Below are 25,217 nucleotides of genomic sequence, written 5' to 3'. Positions count from 1 at the left end.
GGCACCCACCCGGGTAGATCCACGCCATGCGTGGATGGGTTACGCCGGTACGCCGGCGACCTTCGCGAACGCCTGGCGGAACGCCGCCATTTCTTCTTCTGTACCGACGGTCACCCGCACCCGCTGCGGCCAGATCGGCCAGCTGCGGCCGATCACCACGCCGTTGTCGGCCATCGCCTTGGCGAACGCGTTGCCGTCGCGCTGCACATCCACCACGAAGCAGTTCGCTTTGGACGGCACGCAGCTGAAGCCGCGCTTGCCCAGCCAGGCGATGGTGGCCTGGCGCACCTTGGCATTCTGCAGCCGGCGCTGCGCGATCAACTGCGGGTCCTGCAGGCTGGCCAGCGCGGCCGCCAGCGCCGGCACCGGCAGCGGGTTCTCGCCCAGGCTGGCCAGTTCGCGCAGGCGGTCAGGGTGGGCTGCCGCCACGCCCAGCCGCAGGCCGGCCATGCCGTACAGCTTGGAGAACGTCCGCAGCACGATCAGGTCATCGCGCTGGGCAACCTGTGCGATCAGGCTGGGCTGATCGCTGTACTGCAGATAGGCCTCGTCCACCAGCACGCGGGTGGCGGACGGCTTGTTGGCCAGCAGCCACGCCAGCTCGGCCGGCGGGCTGATCGAGCCGGTCGGGTTGTTGGGATTGCAGACGTAGATCAGCCCCGTCGGTTGCGAATGCGCGGCCGCCGCCATCGCGCGAAGGTCGTGCGCACCGTCATTGCGCAGCGGCACTTTCTGTACCTGGGCGCCGCGCGCAGCAGCCATGTCACCGAGGGTTTCGAAGGTCGGGTCGGCCACCACCAGCGCCGCCTGTCGGCCGGTCCACAACGTGGCCGCACGGTTCAGGGGCTCGCTGGAGCCGGGGTACAGGCGCACGTGGTCGGCCGGGATGCCGGCCTGGGCGACGAAGGCATCGCGCACCTGCCCGGCCAGGGCGAACTGGTAGCGACCACTGCCGGCGATGCTGTCGCGTGCGGCCTGCTGGGCGGCGGGCGAGGGGCCGTAGGGACACTCGTTGAAGTTGAGCAGGACCGGGCCGGTGGCTGGAGCCGCGGCGGGCTGGGCGTGGCCGAGGCGGGGCAGGCCGCTGCCAGCGGCGACGAGGCCGACACCGGCCAGTTGCAGGAAGTGGCGGCGGGAAGCGGGCAGGGACACGGGCAGGATTCCGAAGGGCAACCGCCGCACGCTAACGCTGGTGGGGTGCGGGCGGCAAGCGAAGGTTTTGTAGAGTCGAGCTTGCTCGACTGCTGTTGCCCGGCCGGTCGAGCAAGCTCGACTCTACAAGGGCGGCAATCCACGGCCGGGGTCAGAGCCCCTTCGGGGATCCGACCCCGAGCAGGGCGGGCATGACGAGGCCTGACACGCGGGCGCGGTAGAATTCACGGCCATCCCAGAAGTATCGGATCCCGATGAGCTCCAGCCCCGCCGAACGCGCCGAAGACCTTCGCCGGCAGATCGCCCAGGCCAACCGTGCCTACCACGAGCTGGACGCGCCGGAGATCCCCGACGTCGACTACGACCGGCTGGTGCGCGAGCTGGAAGCGCTGGAGCAGGAGCACCCGGAACTGGCCCGCGCCGACAGCCCCACCCAGCAGGTGGGCGCGCGTCCGTCCGGGCGTTTCGCCGAGGTGCGCCACGCGGCGCCGATGCTGTCGCTGTCCAATGCCTTCAGCGATGAGGAAGTGGCCGATTTCGTGCGCCGCATCGACGAGCGCCTGGGGCGCCGCAGCCTGCAGTTCTCGGCCGAACCGAAGATGGACGGCCTGGCGATCAGCCTGCGCTATGAAGACGGCCAGTTCGTGCTGGGCGCCACTCGCGGCGATGGCAGCACGGGCGAGGACGTGACCGCCAACCTGCGCGAGATCGGCGACATCCCCAAGCGACTGCACGGCCAGGACTGGCCGGACGTGCTGGAAGTGCGCGGCGAGGTCTACATGGCACGCGCCGATTTCGAGGCCTACAACGATCGCGCGCGCCTGCACGGTGGCAAGGTGCTGGCCAACCCGCGCAATGCCGCGGCCGGTTCGCTGCGCCAGCTGGATGCAAAGATCAGCGCGCAGCGCAGGCTCAGCTTCTTCGCCTACGGCACCGGCGAAGTGCAGGGCGGTGAACTGCCCGATACCCATTCGGGCACGCTGGCGCAGCTGGGTGCCTGGGGCTTCCCGGTGAGCGAACTGTGCAAGGTGGTCGACGGCACCGACGGCCTGCTCGGTTACTACCGTGACATCGGCGAGCGCCGCGATGGTCTGCCGTTCGATATCGATGGCGTGGTCTACAAGCTGGATGACCGCGCCGGCCAGCAGGCAATGGGCTTCCTGTCGCGCGCACCGCGCTGGGCCATTGCGCACAAGTTCCCGGCGCAGGAACAGAGCACCACCGTGGAGGCGATCGAGATCCAGATCGGCCGCACTGGCGCCGCAACGCCCGTCGCGCGCCTGGCGCCGGTAGCGGTCGCCGGTGTGATCGTGTCCAACGCCACCCTGCACAATGCCGATCAGATCGCACGCCTGGACGTGCGCGTGGGCGACAGTGTGATCGTGCGCCGTGCCGGCGATGTCATTCCCGAAGTGGTCAGCGTCATCCTCGACCGTCGTCCGCATGGCACCACCCCGTGGCAGATGCCGACCCGCTGCCCGGTGTGCGGCTCGGAAATCGTGCGCGAAGAAGGTGCCGCCGCGTGGCGCTGCTCGGGCGAACTGTCCTGCCCGGCGCAGCGCAAAGAAGCCATCGCCCACTTTGCATCGCGCCGTGCGATGGATATCGATGGCCTGGGTGACAAGTACATCGAAACCCTGGTCGACGCCGGCATCGTCACGCGCGTCGCCGATCTGTACCAGCTCACCCGCGACCAGCTGCTGCACCTGAAACTGGTGCTCGACGCGGAGGATCCCTCGGCGCTGGCCAACAACCTGAAGCCGCATCTGCCGGCCGAAGGCAGTGGCGATGTGCTGAAGGCCGTGCTCAAGCTCGACGGCCAGGACCCGGCGTGGCGCGCGCAGGCGCTGGTGCAGCCGGCGGCGTTTGAATGGAACACGAAGAAGATCGCGACCAAGTGGGCCGACAACCTGATCGCCGCCATCGATGCCAGCCGCGAGGCCAGCCTGGAACGGCTGCTGTTCGCACTCGGCATCGAACATGTGGGCGAGAGCACGGCCAAGGCGCTGGCGCTGTGGTTTGGTGATCTGGCCTTGATCCGCCGCCTGCCGTGGCCGCTGTTCAAGCGCGTGCCGGACATCGGTGGCGAAGTGGCGCGCTCGCTGGGCCACTTCTTCGAGCAGCAAGGCAACCAGGACGCCATCGACGCGCTGCTGCAGGTCGGCCAGGTACGCATCCGTGATGCCCATCCGCCGAGCGCGAAGCTGCGTGAGGGCCTGGACCTGGCCCAGCTGCTGGTGGAAGCCGAGATTCCCGGCATTACCCGCCTGCGTGCGGAAAAGCTGGTGGCGGTGCTGCCCAGCGCGCAGGCCGTGCTCGATGCCGAGCATGGCCAGTTCGTCAATGCCGGCCTGCCCGATGACACCGCGCGCGGGGTCGCCCAATGGCTGGACACCGATGGCCATGGCGCGATGCTGCTGGCGGCGGAAACCGAAATGCAGCACATCCTGGCCAAGGCGCCGGCGCTGGCCGAGGTCGTGGCCGGTCCGCTGGATGGGCAGACGGTGGTGCTCACCGGCACGTTGGCCCAGCTCACCCGCGATGCCGCCAAGGATCGCCTGGAAGCACTGGGCGCCAAGGTGTCCGGCAGTGTCTCCAAGAAGACCAGTTTCCTGGTGGCGGGCACCGAGGCCGGCTCCAAGCTGGACAAGGCGCAGTCGCTGGGCGTGCCGGTGTGGGATGAAGACCGCCTGCTGGCCTACCTGGCCGAACACGAATGATGACCCCGCCGGGCGCCACGCGCGCCCGGCCTGATGCATGAGAGGACACCCTATGCAGACCGCCCCGCTGGATTTCCGCCTGGCCACCCGCGCCGATGAGGACGTGCTGATCGCGTTGATGCGCGAGTTCTACGCCGAAGACAAGATCGAATTCGATGACGCGCGCGTACGCCGCGGCGTCGATGCGCTGCTGGCCGACCCCCGCAACGGCGAAGTGCTGCTGTGGCTGGATGAAGCGGGCGAGGTCTGCGGCTACGCGGTGATCGCGATGGGCTTCAGCCTGGAGCAGGGCGGTCACTTCGTGCTGCTGGACGAGCTGTACCTGGCGCACCGCGCGCGCGGCCGCGGCCGCGGCAAGCAGGCGCTGGCCACCTGCGAACAGCGTGCGCGCGGGCGCGGTGTCAGCCGCATGCGCCTGGAGGTGAATCACCACAACGAGCTGGCGCGGCGCCTGTATCTGGCCAGCGGCTACATCGATGACACCCGCGATCTGCTGACCCTGCCACTGGACCATCCGCGCCCGGAGGGCATTCTGTGAGCGAGGCCCTGATGCGCGCGCTGCAGCAGCGTGCCGCGCTCAACGCGCTGCTGCGCCGCTTCTTCGCCGAGCGTGACGTGCTGGAAGTGGAAACGCCGATCCTGTCGGTGGCCGGCAACACCGAGCCGAACATCGACAGCTTCCATACCGATTTCAGTGGCCACGTCGATGCCGGTGGCCGCCGCCGTTGGCTGCGCACCTCGCCGGAATTCCCGCTCAAGCGCCTGCTCGCCGCTGGTGTGGGTGACTGCTACGAACTCGGCCGGGTGTTCCGCAACGGCGAGGCCGGTGGTCGCCACAATCCCGAGTTCACCATGCTGGAGTGGTACCGCGTGGGCTGGGATCACCATCGCCTGATGCAGGAAACCGCCGAGCTGGTGCGCGAAGCACTGGCGCTGGTCGGGCGCACGGCGACCCTGCGCGTGCTCAGCTACCGCGAACTGTTCCAGCAGCACGCCGGCGTCGATCCGTTCGATGCGGACGAAGCGGCGTTGCGCGCGGCGCTGGGTGAGGTGCACATCGACCCGGTCGGCCTGACCCGCGATGACTGGCTGGACCTGCTGATGACCCATCGCATCCAACCGCACTTCGATGACGCGGTCATGACCGTGGTCCATGACTGGCCGGCCAGCCAGGCCGCGCTGGCGCGCATCCGCGCGGGCACGCCAGCGCTGGCCGAGCGGTTCGAGTTGTACCTTGGGGCGGTCGAGCTCGCCAACGGCTATCACGAGCTGAACGATGCAGGCGAGCAGCGTGCGCGCTTCGAGCGCGACCAGCAGCGCCGGCACGAACGCGGCCAGGTGCAGCCTGCGCTGGATGAGGCACTGCTGTCCGCGTTGCCTGCGATGCCGGCCTGTGCAGGCGTGGCGGTGGGCGTGGACCGCTTGCTGATGGCGATGAACCGCACGCCGCGCATCGCTGATGTCCTTGCGTTTGATTTCGCCCACGCCTGAACGACCGCGCGCGATCTGCGCCTGAACAAAAACAACGGATTTCGCGCTTGATTCAGCAAGCACGATGATGGTCTTATCACGCCTGATGCAGGACACTGGCATCGTGGTTCATCCGCTCCGTTGGGGAATGCTTTGGTCAAGTGGTTTGCGGTCGTCGCGGCACCGGTGTACTCCATGGCGATATGGGGCGGCCTGCTGCCGTCGTCGGCGTCTGCCCAGGCAGCGGGCTACGAAGGCGAAGTGGTGACCTGCGAATCGCGCGACATGGGCTGGGTGCACTGCGATATCGACGTCAGCAACGGCGTCGACCTGGTGCGCCAGCTGTCGAGCAACACCTGCATCCGTGGCAGCGAGTGGGGTACCGACCGCAGCGGCGTGTGGGTGACTCTGGGCTGCCGTGCCGAATTCCGTGCACGCGGCGCTGAAGGTGCCGCCAGCTCCGCCGCTGCCGGCGAAGGCAAGAGCAAGCACCTGGTGCGCCGCGTGGTGCGCTGCGAATCCAATGGCCGTCCGCAGAGCTGCCCGGTGCGGCTGGATGGCGCGCCGGTGCGACTGCTGCGCCAGCTCTCGGTGCTGCCGTGCCGCGAAGGGCAGGGCTGGGGCTACAAGCGCAATGAAGTCTGGACCAGCCGCGGCTGCCAGGGCGATTTCGAAGTGGCCGACGATGCCGGGCGTTTCGTAGACGTGGCCCGCAAGCTGACCTGCGAATCCAAGTCCAAGCGGCGGCGCTTCTGCGGCGCCACCATTTCCACCGAGGCCAAGGTCATCAAGCAGCTGTCCGGCACAGCCTGCGAGGAAGGCAAGACCTGGGGCTGGAGCCGCAATGGCATCTGGGTGGACGGCGGCTGCCGCGCCGATTTCTCGGTGAATTGAGCCCGGGCAGGCTCCAACCACGCGGGGCGTGGCCCTACAATGGGCCCATGAACACTGCCACCGACCTCGACTACGCCCGCTACGACCACATCCGCCCGATCCTGTGGACCGGCGATGCCCTGCAACTGCTCGACCAGCGCAAGCTGCCGTTCGTGGTCGAACACGTGGTCTGCCATGACAGCGACGACGTCGCCACCGCCATCCACGCGCTGACCGTGCGCGGTGCGCCGGCCATCGGCATTGCCGCCGCCTGGGGCGTGGTGCTGGCCGCACGCGAGGTGCAGGCCGCCGACGGCGCGCACGCCCTGCAGCAGCTGGAACCGGCCCTGCAGCGGCTGAACGCCTCGCGCCCGACCGCGGTGAACCTGGCCTGGGCACTGGCCCGCATGCGCCGTTGCCTGACCGCCGCCGGCGCCGACTGGAAGGCGTTGCTGGAAGCCGAGGCCCAGGCCATCGCCGAGGAAGACCTGGCCGCCAACCGCCACATGGGCGCGCTGGGTGCCGGCCTGATCGACGCCGGCAGCGGCGTGCTGACCCATTGCAACACCGGCTCGCTGGCCACCGCCGGCTTCGGTACCGCGTTGGGCGTGATCCGCGCCGGCATGGCCCAGCACCGCATCGCCCGCGTGTTTGCCGGTGAGACCCGGCCGTGGCTGCAGGGCGCGCGCCTGACCGTGTGGGAGCTGCAGCAGGATGGCATCGATGCCACCCTGATCGCCGATTCCGCCGCCTCGCACCTGATGAAGACCGGTGCCGTGCAGTGGGTGATCGTTGGTGCCGACCGCATCTGCGCCAACGGCGATACCGCCAACAAGATCGGTACCTACCAGCTGGCCATCGCCGCCCGCCACCACGGGGTGAAGTTCATGGTTGTGGCCCCGTCCTCGACGGTGGACATGGACACCGTGGACGGCAGCCAGATCGAGATCGAGCAGCGCGACCCGGGCGAGCTGTACGGCGTGGGCGGCACCCGCACCGTGGCCGAGGGCATTGCCGCCTGGAACCCGGTGTTCGACGTCACCCCGGGCGAGCTGATCGACGCCATCGTGACCGAGCGCGGGGTCATCCTGAACCCGACCGCCGAGAACATGCGCGCCGCCTTCGGCGGTTGATGCAGGTGCAGGGTCGGATCCCTTTCCGCAGGAAAGGGCTCCGACCCCGGCCCCGGTGGTGCCGGCCGCTGGCCGGCAACCCCCTAAGTTCCTGATTTGTGCCGGTAAAATCCCCGTAAAGGGAGGCGGAAAACGGCCTGTTGTGGTAGTATCCACAGGTTGAATCGAGGTTCCGGCACGACCCCCTCCCGCAGAGGGCTGCGCCGGACTGGACCGCTACCAGACAACGGAACCCGAATGGCAGAAACCGCCAAGGAAATCATCCAGGTCAACCTGGAAGACGAGATGCGCAAGAGCTACCTCGATTACGCGATGAGCGTGATCGTGGGCCGCGCGCTCCCGGATGCGCGCGACGGCCTCAAGCCGGTGCATCGCCGCGTGCTGTTCGCGATGAACGAGTTGAACGCGCACAGCAACAAGCCCTACTTCAAGTCGGCGCGTATCGTCGGTGACGTCATCGGTAAGTACCACCCGCATGGCGATCAGTCGGTGTACGACACGCTGGTGCGTCTGGCACAGCCGTTCTCGCTGCGTTACATGCTGGTCGATGGCCAGGGTAACTTCGGCTCGATCGATGGCGACTCCGCCGCGGCCATGCGATACACCGAAGCGCGCATGTCGCGCCTCGCGCATGAGCTGATGGCCGACATCGACAAGGAAACCGTCGATTTCCAGCCCAACTACGACGAAAAGGAACTGGAGCCGACGGTCATGCCGACCCGGTTCCCGAACCTGCTGGTCAACGGTTCGGCCGGTATCGCGGTGGGCATGGCCACCAACATCCCGCCGCACAACCTGAGCGAGTCGATCAACGCCTGCATCGCGCTGATCGACAACCCGGAGATCGATGTCGACGGCCTGATGGAGTACATTCCGGGCCCCGATTTCCCGACCGCCGGCATCATCAACGGCACCGCCGGCATCGTCGCAGGCTACCGCACCGGCCGTGGCCGCGTGCGCATCCGTGCCCGTGCCGATATCGAAGTGGCCGACAACGGCCGCGAATCGATCATCGTCACTGAAATTCCTTACCAGGTGAACAAGGCGCGTCTGATCGAAAAGATCGCCGAGCTGGTCAAGGAAAAGAAGATCGAAGGCATCAGCGAGCTGCGCGATGAGTCCGACAAGGACGGCATGCGCATCTACATCGAGATCAAGCGCGGTGAATCTGCCGAGGTTGTGCTGAACAACCTGTACCAGCAGACGCAGATGGAATCGGTGTTCGGCATCAACATGGTGGCGCTGGTCGACGGCCGCCCGCAGTTGATGAACCTCAAGCAGATGCTCGAGGCCTTCGTCCGCCACCGTCGCGAAGTGGTCACCCGCCGCACCGTGTTCGAGCTGCGCAAGGCGCGCGCCCGTGCCCACGTGCTGGAAGGCCTGACCGTCGCGCTGGCCAACATCGACGAGATGATCGAACTGATCAAGACCTCGCCGAACCCCAACGAAGCGCGCGAACGCATGCTCGCCCGCCTGTGGGAACCGGGTCTGGTCGGTTCGATGCTGGGCGCCGCCGGTGCCGAAGCCTCGCGTCCGGAAGACCTGCCCAAGGGCGTGGGCCTGATCGAGGGCGGCTACCAGCTGACCGAGATCCAGGCCACCCAGATCCTGGAAATGCGCCTGCACCGCCTGACCGGGCTGGAGCAGGACCGCCTGACCGACGAGTACAAGCAGCTGCTGGAAGTGATCGCCGGGCTGATCCACATCCTCGAAGACCCCGACCGACTGCGCCAGGTCATCCGCGAGGAACTGGTCAACGTCAAGGCAGAATTCGGCGACGAGCGTCGTACCGAGATCCGCCACAGCGAAGAAGACCTGGACATCCTCGACCTGATCGCGCCGGAAGACGTGGTGGTTACCGTGTCCCACGCCGGTTACGTGAAGCGCCAGCCGGTGAGCGTGTACCGCGCGCAGCGCCGTGGTGGCCGTGGCCGCAGTGCCGCGTCGACCAAGGAAGAGGATTTCATCGAACAGCTGTGGCTGGTCAACACGCACGACACGCTGCTGACCTTCACCAGTTCGGGCAAGGTGTTCTGGCTGCCGGTGTACCAGTTGCCCGAAGCCGGTTCCAACGCCCGCGGCCGTCCGATCATCAACTGGATCCCGCTGGAACCGGGCGAACGCGTGCAGGCCGTGCTGCCGGTGCGCGAGTACGCCGATGGCCAGTTCGTGTTCTTCGCCACCAGGAACGGTACGGTCAAGAAGACCCCGCTGGGCGAGTTCGCCTTCCGTCTGGCCCGCGGCAAGATCGCGATCAACCTGGACGAAGGCGATGCTCTGGTCGGCGTCGGCCTGACCGACGGCGAGCGTGACATCCTGCTGTTCGCCTCGAATGGCAAGACCGTGCGCTTCGGCGAGGACAAGGTCCGCTCGATGGGCCGTACCGCCACCGGCGTGCGCGGCATCAAGATGCCGGCCGGCGAGGAAGTGGTCAGCCTGATCGTGGCCGAGAGTGCCGGCGGCAGCGAGGACGAGAACGAGGACGACAATGGTGTCGAGGAAACCGCAGCCACTGGCGATGCGGTGATCGACGGCGCCGACGACGCCAGCGTGCAGTACATCCTGACCGCCACCGAGAACGGCTACGGCAAGCGCACCCCGCTGCCGGACTACCCGCGCAAGGGGCGTGGCACCCAGGGCGTGATCGGCATCCAGACCACCGAGCGCAACGGCAAGCTGGTCGCCGCGGTGCTGATGGGTTCGGATGACGAGGTCCTGCTGATCTCCGACGGCGGCACTCTGGTGCGTACCCGTGGCTCTGAAATCAGCCGCGTCGGCCGCAACACCCAGGGCGTCACCCTGATCCGCCTGTCCAAGGACGAGAAGCTGCAGGCGGTGGAGCGCATGGATGCCTCGATCGACGAGGACGAGGACGAGGTGGCAGCCGCCGCCCCGGCCGCGACCGACGGCGCACCGGCTGCTGCCAGCAGCGAGGACGCCGCGCAGGAGTGATCCTGCCGCGATGACAGGTACCCGACGACGCCGGCCTTGTGCCGGCGTCGTTGTTTGCGGGCAAAGAACGCATTCATTTCACAGGCAGGGGCGGATAACGGTTGGTGAACCAGCGGACGGTGCCGTCCGCAGTGGAGCCCCCCCGTCCAACCGACCGCACGGTCGCGCCCTGGAGCCTGAAATGCCTGCCGCCCCCGCTGCTGTTCCTCCCGATGGCCAGACCCTCCCGCCGCGTCGCCGGCACCCGGTGGCCACCGTTCTCTCCCTGCTGCTGATCCTGCTCGGCGCGGTCATCGGCGGCTTGGGCGTCTGGCTGCTCACGCTGGGCGGTTCCTGGTACTACGCCATCGCCGGCATCGCCATGCTGGTCAGCGGCGTGCTGCTGTGGGGCAACCGCCGCAGCGCCGCGCTGTTGTTCTCCCTCATCTTCGTCGGCACGCTGCTGTGGACGTGGTGGGAATCGGGCAGCACCTACTGGCGCTGGGTGCCACGGCTGGGCCTGGTGACCGCGCTGGCGATCGTGATGGCGCTGCTGGCACCGACGCTGCAGCAGCCTTTCCCGCGTCGCGCATCGCGTGTTGTTGCGGCGGTGTTGATGCTGGTCTTCGTGGCGGCCTTCGCGCTGGCCTTCGTGCCGCATGGCGAAGTGCGCGGCGACCAGCCGTTCCCCGACGCGGCTGCGTCGACCGGCATCGATCCAACCGAGGACACCACGGGCCTGCAGCCCTCCGACCGACCGGCCGACGGTGACTGGGCCGCGTGGGGCCGCAACAACGCCGCGACACGGTTCTCGCCGCTGCAGCAGATCACCCCGGACAACGTGGCCACGCTGCAACCGGCCTGGCAGTTCCGCACCGGCGACCTGCCGGAAAACCGCTGGGGCGCGGAAACCACGCCGCTCAAGATCGGCAACCGCCTGTACCTGTGCACCGCGCGCAACCAGCTGATCGCGCTCGATGCCAGTACCGGCAAGGAAATCTGGCGCTTCAATCCGAAGGTGAAAGACGCTTCGATTCCCTATACCGCAGCGTGCCGCGGCGTGTCCTATTACGAGCAGCCCAGTGGCGCCGCCGTGGTCGATGCCGCGCTGGCCGACGCGGCCGCCGATCTGGCACTGCCGGCGCCGCCGCCGACCCCCGGCGCGGCCAGCGTGCCTGGCAACCGCCCGGCCTGCACCGCGCGCATCATCGAAGGCACCCTGGACGGCCGCATCATCGCGGTGGACGCGGACAGCGGAAAGCCGTGCGCCAACTTCGGCAACAACGGCCAGGTCGACATCACCCTGGGCATGGGCAAGACGCCGCCGGGCTACGTCTCCATCACCTCGCCACCGGCCATCGTGCGCGGCGTCATCGTCACCGGCCACCAGGTGCTGGACGGCCAGCGCCGCGATGCACCCTCGGGCGTCATCCAGGCCTATGACGCAGTGACCGGCAAGCTGCGCTGGGCCTGGGACATGGACCAGCCGGAACTGACCGGCCTGCCGGCGCAGGGCAAGGAATACACGCGCGGTACGCCGAACATGTGGACCACCGCCACCGGCGATGAAAAGCTGGGCCTGGTCTACCTGCCGATGGGTAATTCCGCGGGCGATTACTGGAGCGGCTCGCGCACCGAGAACCAGAACAAGTACGCGACCTCGCTGGTGGCCATCGACGTGACCACCGGCAAGCCGGCCTGGCATTTCCAGGCCGTGCGCAAGGATGTCTGGGACTACGACATGGGCTCGCAGGCGAGCCTGATCGACTACCCGACCGCGCAGGGCAAGGTGCCGGCCATCCTGCTGCCGACCAAGCAGGGCGACATGTACATCCTCGACCGCCGCACCGGCCAGCTGCTGACCCCGGCCGAAGAGCGCAAGGTGCCCGGTGGTGGTGCCGAGCCGGAGCAGCGTTCGCCCACCCAGCTGTTCTCGCTCTACCACACGCTGCGCCGCGAACACGATCTGACCGAGCAGGACATGTGGGGGATCACCCCGATTGATCAGCTGGTGTGCCGCATCCAGTTCCGCAAGGCGCACTACGAGGGCTTCTACACGCCGCCGAGCGCCGACCACCATTCCATTGAATACCCCGGCTACAACGGCGGTTCGGACTGGGGCAGCGTGGCCATCGATACGCGTCGCGGCGTGATCGTGGCCAACTACAACGACATGCCCAACTACAACCGGCTGGTGCCGCGCGCCGAAGCTGACCGCAAGGGCTGGCTGCCGCGCGAAGATATCCGCACCGACAAGGGTGGTGCCGAGGGTGCGGGTGACCCGCAGGTCGGTACGCCGTACGCCATCGACGTCAATGCTGGCTGGCGCCTGCCGTTCACCGGCCTGCTGTGCAAGCAGCCGCCCTACGGTGGCATCCGCGCGGTCGATCTGCGCACCGGCAAGCTGCTGTGGGATCGTCCGTTCGGCAGCGCCCGTGGCAATGGCCCGTTCGGCATCCGCTCCGGCCTGCCGATCGAGATTGGTACGCCCAACAATGGTGGCGCGGTGGTGACCGCCAGCGGCCTGATCTTCATTGCCGCCGCCACCGACGACCTGCTGCGCGCGATCGACCTGAAGACCGGCAAGGAGCTGTGGCACGTCAAGCTGCCGGCCGGTGGCCAGGCCAACCCGATGGTGTACGAGCAGGACGGCCGCCAGTACGTGGTGATCGTCGCGGCGGGGCACCACTTCATGGAAACGCCGAAGGGCGATTACGTGATGGCGTACGCGTTACCGAAGTGACGGGGTAGAGTCGACCGTTGGTCGACTGCCTTTCGCGTCCCAACTAAAACCCCGCGCCTCGCGCGGGAGTCGACCAACGGTCGACTCTACCCAGTCGGCGTCGGGTCATATCCCTATGGGCTGACTGGCGTCACGCCGATGCCAATACGGAACCAAGATGGGCATGTTCAACCACATGCCCAGTCCACAACTCCTCATCGGCCGCCGCTCCCTCATCGGCAACGTATACGCCATCACGATGATCTGCAGAAATCGTCGTCTCATCTTCGAAGATCCAACCAACGCCGGCATCGCCATGCACGTGTTGGAGGCAATGGACCAACAAGGCCTGACCGCGTCGCTTGCGTGGGTGGTCATGCCCGACCACCTGCATTGGCTTGCCCAGCTACGCGAAAATTCACTCGGCTACTGCGTGCAGCGCTTCAAGTCACGCAGCGGTTTGCTCATCAACCAACACCGCGGAAGCGCCGGGGCCCTCTGGCAGGCGGGCTACTTCGACCATGCGATCCGCAGTGAGGAATCACTGCGAAAGCATGCGCGCTACATCCTGGCCAATCCCATAAGGGCAGGATTGGCAACCCGGCTGGGCGAGTACCCCCATGGATGGTGCCGCTGGCCGCTGGATGACACCGCCCCAGGGTAGAGTCGACCGTTGGTCGACTGCACGTTGCGACCAGGCCAGAACCCCGCGCTTTGCGCGATAGTCGACCAACGGTCGACGCTACCCCCTCGGCATGCGAGGGATGGTGCCGCTGGCCGCTGGATGACACTGCACGTTGCGACCAGGCCAAAACCCCGCGCTCCGCGCGGTAGTCGACCAACGGTCGGCTCTACCCACTCGGCACGCGCCAGCGGTGGGATAGGATGGCCGCACGCCTCGTCTGCGAAGGAATCGCCATGTTCGTGCGCTGTCTTCCTGCCCGCCCATTGCTCTGGGCCTTGTTGATGCTGTTGTGCATGGGCGCCGCGCACGCTGCGTCGCCCGCTCCTGAGGCCCGACGTGCGGCTGATGACTGGCTGGCAGCGTTCAATGCCGGCAGCCTGGAGCAGTTGCAGGCCTTCGCTGAGCGTTACGCCAAGAAGGACGGCAGCACTCCGCAGGACTATCTGGAGTTCCGCGAGTCGACCGGCCCGCTGAAGCTGCTGGAGGTGCGTGAGAGCACGCCACTGCAGGTGAAGCTGCTGGTGCTGGCGCAGCAGACCGAGCGTGCGATGCTGGTGACCGCGGAGATGGACCCGGCCCATCCGGCACAACTGAAGCTGTTCCAGCTGGAAGGCATGCCCACGCCGGAAAAATACCAGCCCGCACGCGTCGCCTTGCCGCAGCTGATGGCCGACGCCCGTGCAAAGCTGGACGCCTTGGCCGCTGAGGATGCGCTGTCGGGTAGCGTGCTGGTGGCGCAGAACGGGCGCGTGCTGCTGGACTGGCACGCAGGCCTGGCCGACCGCGGCGTGAACAAGGCAGTCGACGCGCAGACCCGATTCCGCCTGGCCTCGTCCAACAAGATGTTCACCTCGGTGGCCATCCTGCAGCTGGTGCAGGCCGGCAAAGTGAGCCTGGGCGATACGATCGGCAAGCACCTGCCGGACTATCCGAACAATTCCGTCGCCGATACCGTGACCGTGCGCCAGCTGTTGACCCACACCAGCGGCCTGGGCGATTTCTTCGGCGATGATTTCGACCAGTACTCGGCCTCGCTGAAGACGCTGGATGACTACGTGCAGCGCTTCGCCAAGGATGCCCCGCAGTTCACGCCCGGCAGCCAGGATGCCTACTCCAATTACGGCTTCATCGTGCTTGGCCGCATCATCGAGGCCGTTTCCGGGCAGTCGTACTACGACTACGTGGACGCGCACATCCTGCGCCCGGCAGGAATGACCGCTACCGGGTTCGAGCCGGAAACCGTGGATGTTGAGCACCGTGCCATCGCCTATACCAGGAAGGACGGGCAGTGGGTACGCGAAATCAAGACGCTGCCCTGGCGCGGCATGTCGGCTGGTGGTGGTTACAGCACCGCCGCGGACATGCTGAAGTTCTGCGAGGCCCTGCGCAGCGGCAAGCTGGTATCGCCGGCGCTGCTGAAGCAGGCCACCACCGCGCAGAACCACAAGGGCTGGTATGGCTATGGCTTCGTCGTGCAGGGGCAGGGCAGCCAGCGCCAGTACGGGCACGAGGGCGGGGCGCCTGGCTCGAACAGTGCCATCGTGGTGCTGCCCGAGCAGGGCTACGTGGTCATCGGCCTGGCCAACGTGGATCCGGATGCGGTCGGCAACGTGGTCAACTACATCGCACGGCGTTTGCCGCTGTAATGCAGGCGACAAGCCGGACCGGGGGTAGAGTCGACCGTTGGTCGACTATCGCGCGCAGCGCGGGGTTTCAGCGGGTCGCGAGGGACAGTCCGCCGCCGCCCCCCTCAGCGCGGCACCCGCACCATCTTCGTCATCAGGTGCTCGACCACACCCTCCGGATCGGCCGTGCGGCCGACGTGCGTGCTGGACATCTGCACGATCGAACTGCGCTTGGCCGTAAGGAAATGGAAGCGTGCACGCGCGGGCAGCTGCGCGATCGGGCCGGCATTGGCATCACCGCGGCAGATCGCCACGATGGCATCCAGCCACGGCTGCAGCGCTTCCAGGTCCAGTGCCGGCGCGAACGCCTGCAGGCGCCCGGCGTCGATCTCGATCGCGGCTTCCAGATGCCGTGCGCCGGGGCAGGAGACGATCACCCCGACGTTGATGAACTCTTCGCGTTCCACCCGCGGTACCACGCGGATGACCGCATAGTCATACGTGTGCAGCGTGGGCACGGACGGCCTCCTGCACGAACACCGCACGCACCTTCAGGCGGTGCTTGAGGTAGTTGATGTAGCCCTGGCGATAGGCCTGCGGGCTGTCGAACGCCGGCTCGTCCACCAGCCAGCTGTCGGGCACCAGGCCGACGATGCGCTCGATCTCGGCATCGGGCAGGCGCGCGGCGAGCTCGGCATCCACTTCGGCAATGCGGCTGGCAAACGGCAGCAGCACGTGGTCGCGGATCAGCACGAAGGGCTTTTCGCAGGCGTCGCCGGCGTTGGCCCAGTCGTGATGGAAGTACATCGCCGCACCGTGGTCGATCAGGTACAGCTTGCGGTGCCAGACCATCAGGTTGGGGTTGCGCGTGGTGCGATCGACATTGCTGGTGAACGCATCGAACCAGACCAGGCGCGAGGCCAGGTCGGCGTCCACCGGCATCGCGGCAGGATCGTAGTTGATCGCGCCGGGCAGGTAATCCAGGCCCAGGTTCAGGCCCTCGCTCGCACGGATCAGGTCCTGGATTTCCGGGTCAGGTTCAGTGCGGGCGAATTCGCTGTCCAGTTCCACGAACAGGATTTCCGGAATCGGCAGGCCGACCGAGCGGGCCATTTCACCGGCGATCAGCTCGGCGATCAGTGCCTTCGGACCCTGGCCGGCGCCACGGAACTTGAGCACGGCCATGCCGTCGTCGTCGGTCTCGACCACCGCGGGCAGGGAGCCCCCTTCGCGGAGCGGGGTGATGTAGCGGAGGGCGTGTACGGTGCGCATGAACGAATTCTACTGCAGTCTTCACTTCACCCTGCTGCCAGCGGTGGCAGCATCAGAGCCCGGGGAGCATGAACCGGCCAGGATGGCCGTGGTGTACGAGAGCTGCCATCCTTCAAGCGTTTCCACGATGTACTTGCAGGCATTGGAGGTGCACCCATGAATGACGAATCCATTCCCCTGCTGCCGACCCTGGACGACGCCAAGGTCGAACAGATGATCGGCAAAGTGGTGCTGGTGGGCATTACCCGCTACGGCGGCGATGGCCAGATGCGGGACCAGCAGCAGTATTCGGGCACGGTGCTGCGCATCAGTGCCGAGGAAGGCGTGGTGCTGGCCGACGAGGCCGATGGCCATGAACGTTACCTGCCGCCGATGCTCGACCAGTACCGGCCCGCGGAACCGGGTGAATACCGGCTGCGCTCCGGTGGCGCGATCGTGGTCGACCCCGATTACCTGACCACGTGGGACCTCCACGCGCAGCAGTAAGGCAAGGGCCGGTGGGGTTTGCAGCATCCGGCCACTAGTCCTTCCGGCCCATTCACAACCCACCCCGGGGTGCTAGATTCGGCCGATGCCCGCTGTCTGGCGGGTGCCCAATCACACCCCAGGGGATCAAGGATGCTCATCCATCGCACCTCTCTGGCGGCGGCCATTGCCGTTGCCACCGTCGGCCTGTTGGCCGCTGGCCCGGCGCTTGCCGACTACGCAAAGCCGCCGGAGCACCTGCTCAAGGTGCTGAAGGCTCCGCCGCCGCCGGCACCGAACGTCGACCCCAGCGGGCAGCGCCTGCTGCTGACCACTGCGCAGACCTATCCGTCCATCGCCCGCGTGGCCCAGCCGTACCTGAAGCTGGCCGGCGTGCGCCTGGAGCCGAAGAACCGCAGCCGCCATGACACCCCCGGTGGCTACGGCATTCCGGCCTGCGTGGCCGATTTCAGCGTGGTGGAAATCGCCAGCGGCAAGACCACCAAGGTCGACCTGCCGCAGGGCTGCGCCGGTGGGGCCCTGTGGTCGGCCGATGGCAGCCACTTCGCGTTCCAGAACGCGGTGGAAAACAGCGTGCAGCTGTGGGTGGGCGATGCAGCCACCGGCCAGGTCAAGCAGGTGCCGGGCGTGCAGCTCAATCCGATCTTCGGCAGCACCGTGCAGTGGCTGGGTGGCAGCCAGAACCTGCTGGTCAAGCTGGTGCCGGCCAACCAGGGCGCAGCCCCGTCCGACGGCGGCGTGCCGACCGGCCCGGACGCGCAGGAATCGCTGGGCAGCAGCGGCGAAAGCAGCACCTACGAAGCCCGTGACACGCTGACCAGCGTGCACGATGAAAAGCTGTTCGCCTACTACGGCGCCTCGCAGCTGGCCGTGGTCGACACCACCAGTGGCAAGGTGCGCCCAGTCGGCAGCGCCGCCATCTTCAACGATGTCAGCGCCGCGCCCGATGGCGTGCACGTGCTGACCGAATCGATCAAGCCGCCGTTCTCGCACGCGGTGACCTACCAGCGCTTCGCCAACGACGTTGCGGTGCTGGACATCGCCAGTGGCAAGATCACCGCCATCGCCAGCCTGCCGCTGGCCGACCGCGTGCCCGTGCATGGCGTGCCGGAAGGCCCGCGTGGTTTCGACTGGCGCTCCACCGATCCGGCTACCCTGGTCTATGCCGAAGCGCTGGACAAGGGCGACTGGAAGGTGAGCGTGCCGCACCGTGATCGCGTGCTGATGCTGAAGGCCCCGTTCAACGGCAAGCCGGTGGAGATCGCCCGCACCGCACAGCGTTTCGAAGGCCTGGCCTGGTCGGCGGATCCGGCCGTGTCCTTCATGTTCGAGAACGACGAGAACCGCCACTGGGTGCAGACTCGCATCGTCGATGTCGACCAGCCGAAGAAGGAAGGCCGCCTGCTGTGGGACATGTCCAGCGATGAGCTGTACGGCGACCCGGGCAACCTGGTGTTCAAGCGTCTGCCCAACGGCGCCGCAGTCGTGCGCCAGGAAGGCAATTTCGTGTTCCTGCGCGGGCAGGGCGCTTCGCCGCAGGGCGATCGTCCGTTCCTCGACCGCCTGGACCTGGGTTCGCTGAAGAGCGAGCGCCTGTTCCGCAGCGATGCCGATGCCTACGAGCAGTTCCTTGGTTTCAGCAACACCCCGGGCCGGTACCTGACCTGGCACCAGTCGGTGATGGACGCGCCGAACGCGTTCGTGCGCCAGCAGGGCGAGGCGGTTGCCGCAGCAAAGGACGGCGAGGCGCAGTTCGCATCCACCGCCACCGCGCTGACCAAGCTGGTCGACCCGACCCCGGAAGTGCGCCAGATCAAGAAGCAGCTGGTGACCTACAAGCGCGCCGACGGCGTGGATCTGTCCTTCACCCTGTACACCCCGCCGGGCTACAAGGAAGGTCAGCGCGTGCCGGCGATCCTGTACGCGTACCCGGCCGACTTCGCCAACGCCGCCCAGGCCGGCCAGGTGTCCGGTTCGCAGCAGACCTTCACCCGCCTGCAGCCGTACCGCCTGATGCTGCTGGCCGGCTACGCGATCATCGACAACGCCTCGTTCCCGATCGTCGGCGACCCGAAGACCGCCTATGACACCTACCTGGAGCAGCTGGAAGCCGACGCCAAGGCGGCGGTGGACAAGGCCGTGGACATGGGTGTGGTCGACCGCAACCGCATCGGTGTCACCGGCCACAGCCACGGCGGCCTGATGACCGCCAACCTGATCGCCCACACCAACCTGTTCAAGGCCGGCGTGGCGACCAGCGGTTCGTACAACAAGACGTTCACCCCGTTCGGCTTCCAGAACGAGCGTCGCTCGGTGTGGCAGGCGCAGGACGTGTACCTGAAGGCCTCGCCGTTCTTCTACGCCGACAAGATCAAGCTGCCGCTGCTGCTGGTCCACGGCGAAGACGATGCCAACCCGGGTACCGAGCCGTTCCAGTCGCGCAAGCTGTACCAGGCCATCCGTGGCAACGGCGGTACCACCCGCCTGGTGATGCTGCCGAACGAACCGCACTGGTACACCGCGCTGGAATCGAACGAGCAGCTGGTGTCTGAAATGCTGAACTGGTTCGACACCTACGTGAAGAACGCGAAGTAGCGTCGAGCCTGCTCGACAGCTGCATCCAGGGCCGCCTTCGGGCGGCCCTGGCATCCCCGACGATTGCAGGGCGAAGGAGCGCGCGATGAAATTCTGGTGGCTGGTCCTTGCAGGCCTGTGTATCACCGCACCGGTGCTGGCAGCAGAGCCCAACCTGCGTATCGACATCGAGTACCGGTGGTTGGGATGGGGCGATGTGCAGGAACACTGGCGCATCGAACGCGACTCACGTGGCGTGACGACGCGGGTGGATGCCGCTTTGCCGATGAATCGGCGCGACGGTCAGTACGTAACGCTGCCTGCCGCTTCAGTGTCGGCGTTTGAAGCGGCCATTGACGCTGCGCCGGTGACGATGGCGGTGGCCGTCGATGAGGTCGCACGCCGACTGGATCGCGCCGCGATCACACGGCTGGACCCGACCATGACGAGATCGCCGGCGCCATCGTGCGGTTTCGCGCAGCGGCAGGCCTGGGCACGGAAGACATTGACTGAGGTGGAGCTGCGCAAACGGGTTCAGCAGCAGCTGTCGCCCGAGAGTGGTCTATGGACGGACGATTACCCGACGCTATCGGTGACCGTGAGGCGCAAGGGGCACCCGCCGGTCGCATTTGTTTCCACATCGCAGAAGGCGCTCATGCTGCCGTGGAAGCAGATGCCCATGGGGCATTCGCGGTCGATCGACACCGGCACGCTGCCCGCGCAGTGGCGCCCGGCGCTGAGCGACGCCGTGATCGCGCTGCTGCCTCCCGGCGAAAGAAGCCGGGCACGGTTCCATCCCGGCTGGCTGCAGGAAAGGCTCCGCCTGCACCTGGAGATGGACGCGCTGGCCTGCAGGTAGCGTAACCATCTGTGACGCGGACATCGCAGTGCAGCGAAGCTGCGGTACGCTGCAGCTCTGGTGCTTGCCACGGATGTGTTCAATGAAAGCCTTCGTCCTTGCTGTGTCCTTGTCGTTGGGTATCGCGCCGGCCATTACCGCAGCGCAGGAACTGACTGGCGAGCTGGCCGCGCTGGGCATCACCGCCGGCATGCCCTATGCCAAGGCCAAGCGTCTGCTCGATGCAGCGGGCTGGCAGGCCACGCCGCCGGAATCAACGCAGGCCACACTGCCGGATTTCCCCGAGATCGAATGCGGCCAAGGCCGCAATGCGGTGTGTTCGGCCGGCTTCCACAAGAACGATCAATCGGTGGCGATGATCATCGGCACCACGCAGGCGGGGCAGCCGTTCGTGCAGGGCACGTACTGACCGCGCACGGACGTCGCCATGAAAATCGCTGCACGTGGACGTACCGGATGGGGATGGCTGCTGGTCGGCCTGTTGTTCAGCGGCACCGCTGCGGTGGGCTGTACTGCACTGGGCCGGTTTGCGATCCCGCAGTTCGCTCAGCAGTTTGCCGAAGCGGGCCAGCCGTTGCCCGTCATCACCCAGTTCTTCGCAGGCAGCTACGGGCTGGCCTGGCTAGGCCCGCCGCTGGTGATTGCCGCCTGGCTGGCAGGGCAGGCGCGGCTGTCGGCGTTGATCGGCAGCGTGACGCTGATGGTGGCGACCCCGCTGGCGATGTTTGCGGCCTACCTGCCGCTGTTCAAGCTGGGCACGTTGTACTGACCAGCGCGCAGCCCGGTGGCTGCGATCGTGACCGGGTACCGTCAACCATGACCTCCGGCCCGTCGCCGGGCGCTTGGGCGCGTACTACCCTCAGTGGTTCAAGGCGCGTGGGTGCCTCCTTCCACTGGAGTTGTCGATGTCCCGTTCGTTGCTGGTCGTCGTTTCCGCTGTGTTGACGCTGTCCCCGCTGCCGTTGCTGGCCGCCAGGGCACCCGCGCAGGATCTTGCCGCCGAGGTCAATCCTTTCATCGGCACCACCAACGCCGGCAACGTCTACCCGGGGCCGACGGTGCCCTTCGGCATGGTGGCCTTCAGCCCGGAAATGACCGCACTGCCGGGCAAGCGCTTCCCGATTGCCGCGCCCGGTGGCTACGAGTGGCGCAGCAACGGCGTGCGCGGTTTCAGCCTGACCCACGTCAATGGCACCGGCTGCACCGGCGCCAGCGGCGACATTCCGTTGATGCCGGTAACGCTGCCGGTCGAGCTGTCGCCGTCTTCGGCCGATGCCGGCGTGCGCTATACCAGCCTGCTGGACCACGCGAAGGAGAGCGCCAGCCCCGGCGCCTACACGCTCACCCTCGACAACGGCGTGGCCGTGAGCCTGGCAGCCACGGCGCGCACTGCGGTAGGCCAGTTCCAGTTCCCGGCCGACAAGCCGGCCAACCTGCTGTTCCGCACCTCCGACAGCGAAGTGGGCAGCAGCGATTCGACCATCATCATCGACCCGGCCACGCGCACCGTGCGCGGCTCGGTCACCAGCGGCAACTTCTGCGGCTACCTCGCCGAGGACCGCCGCGAGAGCTACTACACCCTGCATTTCGTCGCCGAGTTCGACCAGCCGTTCGAAGTGGGCGGCACGTGGCGCGATGACACCGTGCAGGCCGGCGCGCGCGAGGGCGGCGGTGGCACCACCTATGGCAGCAAGGGCCACCCGCCGGCAGGCAAGGGCGCGGGTGGCTGGATCAGTTTCGATGCCAAGCGCACGCCGCAGGTGACCGCGCGCATCGGCATTTCCTATGTCGATGAAGCCGGCGCGCGGGCCAACCTGCGCCGCGAGAGTCCGCAGGGCACGACCGTGGCGGCCACGCAGGCGGCCACCCGCGCGAAGTGGAACGAACTGCTGGGCCAGGTGCGGGTGCAGGGCGGCACGCCTGACGAGCGCACCGTGTTCTACACCGCGCTGTACCACGCCATGCTGGCGCCCAACCTGCACAGTGATGGCGATGGCCGTTACCGCGGCATGGACGGCAAGGTGCATGCGCTGGCCAAGCGGCAGCAGGCGCAGTACGCCAACTATTCGGGCTGGGATGTGTACCGCTCGCAGCTGCAGCTGCTGACCCTGCTGCAGCCGCAGGTGGGCTCGGACGTGGCGCAGTCGCTGCTCAACCAGGCCGACCAGAATGGCGGCGTCTGGGATCGCTGGACCCACATCACCGGCGCCACCGGCGTGATGAACGGTGATCCGTCGCCGCCGTCGGTGGCCGCCATACATGCCTTCGGCGGTCGCAGCTTCGACCTGCAGCGTGCCTACGCCTCGCTGAAGAAAGCGGCCACCGTGCCCACCGCGCGTGATCTGGACAAGCGCGGTTGCCCGGTGCTGTGCGTGGGCCAGCGCCCGGGCCTGGACCAGTGGCTGGCCCTGAAGTACATGCCGGAAGGCGCGCCGGGCTGGGGCAGTGCGGCTGATACGCTGGAAATGGTCAGCGCCGATTTCGGCCTGTCCGAGCTGGCCCTCGCAGCCGGTGATGCGCAGGGTGCAAAGCTGTTCCGTGAGCGCTCCGGCTGGTGGCGCAATCTCTACAACCCCAAGGCCACTGCGCAGCAGGGCTACATCCAGCCGCGCAACGCCGATGGCAGCTGGCCGGCGTTCGACCCGGCCGCCGACGACGGTTTCGTCGAAGGCAGTGGCGCGCAGTACCTGTGGATGGTGCCGTTCGATCCGGCGGGCCTGTTCGAGGCGCTGGGTGGCCGCGAGGCCAGCATCGCGCGGCTCGATGCGTTCTTCCGCAAGCCCGATGGTGCGTGGGCAGTGACCAAGTCCGGCCCGCTGCACGCCGAGCTGGACAACGAGCCGTCCATCGCCGCCCCGTGGCTGTACAACTTCCTCGGCCAGCCGTGGAAGACCCAGGAAACCGTGCGCCAGGCGATGCGGCAGATCTGGACCAACACGCCCGAAGGCATGCCTGGCAATGATGACCTCGGCCAGATGTCCTCGTGGTACGTGTGGTCGGCGCTGGGCCTGTATCCGGTGTACCCGGGCCGCGCGGACCTGGTGATCGGCAGTCCGCTGTTCACCGAAGCAGTGATCACCCGCCCGGGCGCGAAGATCGTAGTGCGTGCACGCGGCGCAGCGATGGATGCGCCGTACGTGCAGTCGCTGCAGGTGGATGGCAAGGCCAGCAATGCCAGCTGGCTGCCGGCCAGCTTCGTGCAGCGCGGCGGCACGCTGGACTTCGAGCTGGGCAGCACGAAGAACGAACAGTGGGGCGCGCAGGACGTACCGCCGTCGCACGGTCCCCAGTAGATCCACGCCATGCGTGGATGAACCACCACACGGCCGGGCACCCCCGGCCCCGTTGAACGCGCACCATCCGGCCCGGTAGATCCACGCCATGCGTGGATGCGGTGCCACGCCATGCGTAGATGAACCTCCACACGGCCGGGCACCACCCGGCCGTGCTAGCCTGACCGTGCAAGATCCAAGCGGCAGGAGGTTCCCATGGAAATTCCACAGGACGTGTACGAGCACGTACTGGGCGTGGCGGTCGAAATGGCCAATGCCAGCACCCACGGCGATACCCGCAGCCAGTGGCGGCTGCACGACGAGCTGCGGCAGTACTGCGATGCGATGGCGGTGGAAGGCCGCGACCATCCCTTCCTCTGGGAAACCCTGGGTGACTTCACCAGCGACAGCGGCGTGGCGATCGGCTACTACGAGCGTGCGCTGACCCAGGCGCGCCAGCTGGGCGTGATCGAAGGCGAAGCGTCGATCTGCCTGGAACTGGCACGGCGCCACATCGACCAGGGCGAGACCGAGCGCGGTTACGAATTCGCGCTGCTCGCCGACGAAGCCGCGCGGCAGACCGACGACCTTGATCTGCGCCGCGAAATCAGCCAGTTCCTTCTGGAAAACTCATGACCCACCTTCGACGTTCGCGATACTGCGCCACTGCCGTGGCCCTGCTGATGGCCATGGCCTGCGCGCAGGCGCAGCCGCCGATGGCGGTCAACCCGCTGCTGCTGAAGCCGGTGGACCAGGTCACCCCGGATGAGGTGCGCGGCATGCAGCAACGCCTGTCCGACTGGCCCAACCTGGCCCGTTACCGCGAGGCCAACGCGCGCGTACCGGCCAAGCAGGCCGGGGTGCCGCGCGTGCTGTTCTATGGCGATTCCATCACCCAGCTGTGGGGCGAGAAGGATCCGGCACAGTTCTTCCCCGGCAAGGGTTATCTCAACCGTGGCATCAGCGGGCAGACCACGCCGCAGATGCTGCTGCGTTTCCGCCAGGACGTCATTGCGCTGCAGCCGGACGTGGTGCTCATCCTCGCCGGCACGAATGACATTGCCGGCAATACCGGGCCCAGCACGCAGGCGATGATCGAAGACAACCTGCACGCAATGGTCGAACTGGCGCGGGCGCACGGCATCCGCGTGGTGCTGGCCTCGGTGCTGCCGGTGAGCGAGTACCGGTGGATGCCCGGTATCGAACCTGCGCCCAAGGTGCGCGCCCTGAATGCCGCACTCAAGCAGTACGCCGATGCGCAGGGGCTGGTGTACCTGGATTACTACACGGCCATGGCCAATGCAGCCGGCGGACTGGATCCGGCGTTGGCGGCCGATGGCGTGCACCCAACCGCGAAGGGTTATGCATTGATGTCGCCGCTGGCGGAGAAGGCGATTGCGCAGGCGCTGAAAACCACGCCGCCCGGCAAGCACTGATCGTATT

Annotated in this window: 20 protein-coding genes; 17 read left to right on the top strand and 3 right to left on the bottom strand. The window is 67.2% G+C overall.

The window, feature by feature from the left end; all coding sequences use genetic code 11:
* Positions 1-39: 39 nt before the first annotated feature.
* On the bottom strand, positions 40-1,152 hold the full coding sequence (locus C1925_RS12975) for a pyridoxal phosphate-dependent aminotransferase (RefSeq protein ID WP_108769251.1): 1,113 nt from the start codon (positions 1,150-1,152) through the stop codon (positions 40-42).
* A gap of 254 nt (positions 1,153-1,406) precedes the next feature.
* On the opposite strand from C1925_RS12975, the gene ligA reads away from it, so the two are divergent.
* The 9 genes from ligA to C1925_RS12930 all read left to right on the top strand — a co-directional run bounded on the left by ligA (position 1,407) and on the right by C1925_RS12930 (position 15,332).
* Positions 1,407-3,872 (top strand): NAD-dependent DNA ligase LigA, encoded by a 2,466-nt coding sequence (ligA, locus tag C1925_RS12970; RefSeq protein ID WP_108769250.1) that lies wholly within the window; start codon positions 1,407-1,409, stop codon positions 3,870-3,872.
* Between the two features lie 52 nt (positions 3,873-3,924).
* Positions 3,925-4,410 (top strand): GNAT family N-acetyltransferase, encoded by a 486-nt coding sequence (locus tag C1925_RS12965; RefSeq protein ID WP_108769249.1) that lies wholly within the window; start codon positions 3,925-3,927, stop codon positions 4,408-4,410.
* 11 nt (positions 4,411-4,421) lie between these two features.
* Positions 4,422-5,363 carry an EF-P lysine aminoacylase EpmA gene (gene epmA, locus C1925_RS12960; protein WP_174213550.1) on the top strand — a complete coding sequence of 314 codons (942 nt, stop codon included), beginning with the start codon at positions 4,422-4,424 and terminating at the stop codon, positions 5,361-5,363.
* A gap of 132 nt (positions 5,364-5,495) precedes the next feature.
* Positions 5,496-6,236 carry a DUF3011 domain-containing protein gene (locus tag C1925_RS12955; protein ID WP_108769247.1) on the top strand — a complete coding sequence of 247 codons (741 nt, stop codon included), beginning with the start codon at positions 5,496-5,498 and terminating at the stop codon, positions 6,234-6,236.
* Between the two features lie 47 nt (positions 6,237-6,283).
* The gene (gene mtnA / locus C1925_RS12950) at positions 6,284-7,348 is read left to right on the top strand and encodes an S-methyl-5-thioribose-1-phosphate isomerase (RefSeq protein WP_108769246.1); all 1,065 of its coding nucleotides are present in this window, start codon (positions 6,284-6,286) and stop codon (positions 7,346-7,348) included.
* 237 nt (positions 7,349-7,585) lie between these two features.
* Entirely contained in the window at positions 7,586-10,300 is a 2,715-nt protein-coding gene (gyrA, locus tag C1925_RS12945) for a DNA gyrase subunit A (protein WP_108769245.1), read from the top strand.
* A 181-nt stretch (positions 10,301-10,481) separates the two neighbouring features.
* The gene (locus tag C1925_RS12940) at positions 10,482-13,022 is read left to right on the top strand and encodes a membrane-bound PQQ-dependent dehydrogenase, glucose/quinate/shikimate family (protein WP_108769244.1); all 2,541 of its coding nucleotides are present in this window, start codon (positions 10,482-10,484) and stop codon (positions 13,020-13,022) included.
* A 175-nt stretch (positions 13,023-13,197) separates the two neighbouring features.
* The gene (locus tag C1925_RS12935) at positions 13,198-13,665 is read left to right on the top strand and encodes a transposase (protein ID WP_108770709.1); all 468 of its coding nucleotides are present in this window, start codon (positions 13,198-13,200) and stop codon (positions 13,663-13,665) included.
* Positions 13,666-13,979: 314 nt separating this feature from the next.
* Positions 13,980-15,332 (top strand): serine hydrolase, encoded by a 1,353-nt coding sequence (locus tag C1925_RS12930; RefSeq protein ID WP_254051321.1) that lies wholly within the window; start codon positions 13,980-13,982, stop codon positions 15,330-15,332.
* A 104-nt stretch (positions 15,333-15,436) separates the two neighbouring features.
* Here C1925_RS12930 and C1925_RS12925 read toward each other — a convergent pair whose 3' ends face one another.
* Both C1925_RS12925 and C1925_RS12920 read right to left on the bottom strand, forming a co-directional pair.
* Positions 15,437-15,829: a DUF3037 domain-containing protein gene (locus C1925_RS12925; protein ID WP_108769242.1), complete on the bottom strand. Its 393-nt coding sequence runs from the start codon at positions 15,827-15,829 to the stop codon at positions 15,437-15,439.
* Entirely contained in the window at positions 15,807-16,583 is a 777-nt protein-coding gene (locus C1925_RS12920; protein WP_108769241.1) for a HipA family kinase, read from the bottom strand. Before C1925_RS12920 ends, C1925_RS12925 begins: the two co-directional genes overlap by 23 nt.
* 156 nt (positions 16,584-16,739) lie before the next feature.
* Here C1925_RS12920 and C1925_RS12915 point away from each other — a divergent pair, with 156 nt between their 5' ends.
* The 8 genes from C1925_RS12915 to C1925_RS12880 all read left to right on the top strand — a co-directional run bounded on the left by C1925_RS12915 (position 16,740) and on the right by C1925_RS12880 (position 25,210).
* Positions 16,740-17,069, top strand: coding sequence for a hypothetical protein (locus C1925_RS12915; RefSeq protein WP_108769240.1), 330 nt, complete (start codon positions 16,740-16,742; stop codon positions 17,067-17,069).
* A gap of 132 nt (positions 17,070-17,201) precedes the next feature.
* Complete coding sequence (locus tag C1925_RS12910; RefSeq protein ID WP_108769239.1) at positions 17,202-19,664, top strand: prolyl oligopeptidase family serine peptidase; 2,463 nt, start codon at positions 17,202-17,204, stop codon at positions 19,662-19,664.
* Positions 19,665-19,749: 85 nt separating this feature from the next.
* Positions 19,750-20,502 (top strand): hypothetical protein, encoded by a 753-nt coding sequence (locus C1925_RS12905; RefSeq protein ID WP_108769238.1) that lies wholly within the window; start codon positions 19,750-19,752, stop codon positions 20,500-20,502.
* Positions 20,503-20,584: 82 nt separating this feature from the next.
* Complete coding sequence (locus tag C1925_RS12900; RefSeq protein WP_108769237.1) at positions 20,585-20,911, top strand: hypothetical protein; 327 nt, start codon at positions 20,585-20,587, stop codon at positions 20,909-20,911.
* 18 nt (positions 20,912-20,929) lie between these two features.
* On the top strand, positions 20,930-21,271 hold the full coding sequence (locus C1925_RS12895; RefSeq protein WP_108769236.1) for a hypothetical protein: 342 nt from the start codon (positions 20,930-20,932) through the stop codon (positions 21,269-21,271).
* Positions 21,272-21,407: 136 nt separating this feature from the next.
* Positions 21,408-23,795: a GH92 family glycosyl hydrolase gene (locus C1925_RS12890; protein ID WP_108769235.1), complete on the top strand. Its 2,388-nt coding sequence runs from the start codon at positions 21,408-21,410 to the stop codon at positions 23,793-23,795.
* Between the two features lie 195 nt (positions 23,796-23,990).
* Entirely contained in the window at positions 23,991-24,410 is a 420-nt protein-coding gene (locus tag C1925_RS12885; RefSeq protein ID WP_108769234.1) for a hypothetical protein, read from the top strand.
* Between the two features lie 47 nt (positions 24,411-24,457).
* Positions 24,458-25,210, top strand: a complete 753-nt coding sequence (locus tag C1925_RS12880; RefSeq protein ID WP_254051435.1) for an SGNH/GDSL hydrolase family protein — start codon at positions 24,458-24,460, stop codon at positions 25,208-25,210.
* Positions 25,211-25,217 lie beyond the last annotated feature (7 nt).

It is taken from the genome of Stenotrophomonas sp. SAU14A_NAIMI4_5, from assembly GCF_003086795.1.
Lineage (GTDB): Bacteria > Pseudomonadota > Gammaproteobacteria > Xanthomonadales > Xanthomonadaceae > Stenotrophomonas.
This window is presented reverse-complemented; position numbering and strand designations above follow the sequence as displayed.

What these genes read in the sequence shown, in the direction of transcription:
- gyrA (WP_108769245.1), top strand. Translation starts at nt 7,586, where the DNA reads ATGGCAGAAACCGCCAAGGAAATCATCCAGGTCAACCTGGAAGACGAG.
- C1925_RS12915 (WP_108769240.1), top strand. Translation starts at nt 16,740, where the DNA reads ATGAATGACGAATCCATTCCCCTGCTGCCGACCCTGGACGACGCCAAG.
- C1925_RS12880 (WP_254051435.1), top strand. Translation starts at nt 24,458, where the DNA reads ATGGCCATGGCCTGCGCGCAGGCGCAGCCGCCGATGGCGGTCAACCCG.
- C1925_RS12940 (WP_108769244.1), top strand. Translation starts at nt 10,482, where the DNA reads ATGCCTGCCGCCCCCGCTGCTGTTCCTCCCGATGGCCAGACCCTCCCG.
- ligA (WP_108769250.1), top strand. Translation starts at nt 1,407, where the DNA reads ATGAGCTCCAGCCCCGCCGAACGCGCCGAAGACCTTCGCCGGCAGATC.
- C1925_RS12890 (WP_108769235.1), top strand. Translation starts at nt 21,408, where the DNA reads ATGTCCCGTTCGTTGCTGGTCGTCGTTTCCGCTGTGTTGACGCTGTCC.
- C1925_RS12910 (WP_108769239.1), top strand. Translation starts at nt 17,202, where the DNA reads ATGCTCATCCATCGCACCTCTCTGGCGGCGGCCATTGCCGTTGCCACC.
- C1925_RS12930 (WP_254051321.1), top strand. Translation starts at nt 13,980, where the DNA reads ATGGGCGCCGCGCACGCTGCGTCGCCCGCTCCTGAGGCCCGACGTGCG.
- C1925_RS12895 (WP_108769236.1), top strand. Translation starts at nt 20,930, where the DNA reads ATGAAAATCGCTGCACGTGGACGTACCGGATGGGGATGGCTGCTGGTC.
- C1925_RS12965 (WP_108769249.1), top strand. Translation starts at nt 3,925, where the DNA reads ATGCAGACCGCCCCGCTGGATTTCCGCCTGGCCACCCGCGCCGATGAG.
- C1925_RS12905 (WP_108769238.1), top strand. Translation starts at nt 19,750, where the DNA reads ATGAAATTCTGGTGGCTGGTCCTTGCAGGCCTGTGTATCACCGCACCG.
- C1925_RS12885 (WP_108769234.1), top strand. Translation starts at nt 23,991, where the DNA reads ATGGAAATTCCACAGGACGTGTACGAGCACGTACTGGGCGTGGCGGTC.
- C1925_RS12935 (WP_108770709.1), top strand. Translation starts at nt 13,198, where the DNA reads ATGCCCAGTCCACAACTCCTCATCGGCCGCCGCTCCCTCATCGGCAAC.
- C1925_RS12900 (WP_108769237.1), top strand. Translation starts at nt 20,585, where the DNA reads ATGAAAGCCTTCGTCCTTGCTGTGTCCTTGTCGTTGGGTATCGCGCCG.
- epmA (WP_174213550.1), top strand. Translation starts at nt 4,422, where the DNA reads ATGCGCGCGCTGCAGCAGCGTGCCGCGCTCAACGCGCTGCTGCGCCGC.
- mtnA (WP_108769246.1), top strand. Translation starts at nt 6,284, where the DNA reads ATGAACACTGCCACCGACCTCGACTACGCCCGCTACGACCACATCCGC.
- C1925_RS12920 (WP_108769241.1), bottom strand. Translation starts at nt 16,583, where the DNA reads ATGCGCACCGTACACGCCCTCCGCTACATCACCCCGCTCCGCGAAGGG.